The organism is Mucilaginibacter kameinonensis (assembly GCF_003675385.1).
In the GTDB taxonomy this organism is placed as follows: Bacteria; Bacteroidota; Bacteroidia; order Sphingobacteriales; family Sphingobacteriaceae; genus Mucilaginibacter; species Mucilaginibacter kameinonensis.
Window position 1 is genome coordinate 1 of sequence record NZ_RCWZ01000012.1, and the last position, 2758, is coordinate 2758.

Genomic DNA, 2758 nt, shown 5'->3' on the forward strand with positions numbered 1-2758 from the left:
TAGAGGTTAGAGGTTAGAGGTTAGAGGTTAGAGGTTAGAGGTTAGAGGTTAGAGGTTAGAGGTTAGAGGTTAGAGGTGAACATTTCTGAATAGTTAAGGGTTTCAAAAAAATATAGATAAAAAGTCATCCGTAACAATCGAACGACTTCTTATCTATATTCCAAAGAAACTAACCTCTAATCTCCAATCACTGATGTTTGAAAATCACTCTCCGGACCTCAAACTCTCAACCGGATTTTTCATCGCTGCCTTAATGGATTGGAAACTTACCGTTACAAACGCGATTAACAAAGCCATAAAAGCTGCCAGCAGAAATACCCACCATTGAATATCTATGCGGTATGCAAAATTTTGAAGATATTTGCTCATCATAAGCCAGGCAATAGGCGACGCTACCACAACCGCCACTATAACCAGTTTCAGAAAATCAACAGAAAGCAAGCCGGTTATATTAGCTACCGACGCGCCGAGCACTTTGCGAATACCTATCTCTTTGGTACGCTGTAAGGTTAGTAAAGATATCTGACCCAGTAAACCAAGGCAGCTGATAAAAATGGCTATCACTGCGCTTGAGGTAATGAGTTTATTTAGCAAATCTTCCTTTTGATAAAAATCGGCTATTTGCTGATCGAGAAAACGATATTCAAATACGTTGTCCGGATAAACCATCTGCCATTCCCTTTTAATATGCTCAATAACTGCCGAAGGGTTTCCCGAACTGATTTTTACGCCAGCGTATTGGTAGCCCTTTCTGAATGTAGAAATATATTCAGGAGCGATAGCCGTATACAACGATTTGGCATGAAAATCTTTTACTACGCCTACTATAATACCCGGATTGTTTGATAAGTCCCCGGCTATAAATTTCCTGCCAATAGCTTGTTGCGGGTCTTTAAGTCCTAACTTTTGTACCAGTTGTTCGTTAACCAGGTATTCACGGGCGGTATCACTTTCTACTATATTGCGGCCTGCCACCAATTGCAGTCCAAAAGTTTTAACATAGTCAGCGTCGCCTATTTGGGTGTAGCCAACAAACTTTTCCCAGTCGCGGGTATCATATTTAATTGATCCTCCTTTATCGGCTGTAGACGACGGAGCCCGGTAACAGAAGGAGACGCTTTTTATTGCAGGATCGGCCAGCAATTGATTACGCAAAAAATCGGTTTTACCTTTATCATTATTAGGAACAGGCAACATTATAACGGCATTTTTATTAAAACCGAGATCTGTTGTTTTGAGGTATTTAACCTGCATGGTTATTAATATCGTACTGATGATTAGCACCTGCGCTATCACATTTTGCACAACTATTAAACCTTTACGGGTGAAACCCGCCGCCTGCGTTTTCCCGCCAACCTGATTTTTCAACGCGTTTACAGGCTTAAACCGGCTTAATATAAGGGCAGGATATGAACCTGCAGCCAATATGATGATTGCTAAAACGACCAATATAAAACCTGCAAGTCTGTAATCGGTAAATAGATTAAAACTCAGTTGAGTTTGCAGCCAGTTGTTCAAAACAGGTATAGCCACGATCACCATTACAAATGATAATAATGCAGCAAAAACTACGATGTATGATGTTTCGGAAATAAACTGGATAAATATGGCACCCGGCGAGCTACCCAATACTTTCCGGGTGCCTATCTCTTTAGCCCGTTTAAAGCTTTGCGCGGTAGCCATATTAATGAAATTAACACAAGCTATAATGATGAGCAGTAAGCCAATTACACCAAGCGTTACTAATAACGACCGTTGGATAACGCCCGCGAAACGGCCATCAAAATGTACTTCGCTTAGTGGCAGCATCATAAAATGATATGGTTTGGCTTCTGCCGGGCCTTGCGCCTTTACATTCAGCTGGTTTATATCATTTTCAACAACATCAGCGCTCACTGCATCTTTGAGTTCAACATAAATGGAATTGGTTGAATTGATAAAATTCCAATCGTTGTACATAGGAGTATAAACATCCGGGTAAATATTTTTAAGCGTCGATATGGAAAGAAATATATCTGACTTGATATCGGTATTTGCCGGATGGTCTTTTACTACGCCCGTTACTGTAAAAACATTTTTATTATCAACCTTGATGGTTTTGCCAATAACATCCTGAGTACCGAAATATTTTTCGGCCAGTCCATGACTTAAAACAGCTGTATTGGGTTCATTAAGGGCAGTATTTTTATTGCCTTGCTCCCATTGATAATCGAACAAGTTAAAAAAGTGGCCATCGGTTATGCCAATGTTTTCATGTTCAGCAAACATCCTTTTGCCGGTGCTATTATTTTGAGGGATGGTTACATTGATATCGTGCATGCGCAATAATGCAGCTACATCTTTCACCCTTGGATCGCTTGCCTTTACATCCCGGGCCAAAGCTAAGGGAGCTCCCTGGTCATATATCGGATCACCCTCGAAAGCTGTCAGGCGATGTACTACCCTGTATACCTGTTTGGCATTATGATGATAGCTATCAAAACTTAAATGATAGGTAATAAACTGGAAAAGTATGATGCAGCAACCAATGCTCAGCGCCAGGCCAAACATATTGATAAACGTATAAAACTTATGCTTCCAAAGGTTGCGCCAGGCTATTTTAAAGTAGTTTTTTATCATATCCAATACTTTACACGATGATACGCAAAACCCTTTAAATGAGTAGTTAAAATGTGTTAAAGTTAGAGGTTAGAGGTTAGAGGTTAGAGGTTAGAGGTTAGAGGTTAGAGGTTAGAGGTTAGAGGTTAGAGGTTAGAGG

1 protein-coding gene is annotated in these 2758 nt (G+C 40.2%); it reads right to left on the reverse strand.

Features of this window, described 5'->3' with window-relative positions; translation table 11 throughout:
* Positions 1–204 precede the first annotated feature (204 nt).
* Positions 205–2619: an ABC transporter permease gene (locus EAH55_RS30735; RefSeq protein WP_121813069.1), complete on the reverse strand. Its 2415-nt coding sequence runs from the start codon at positions 2617–2619 to the stop codon at positions 205–207.
* Positions 2620–2758: the final 139 nt, after the last annotated feature.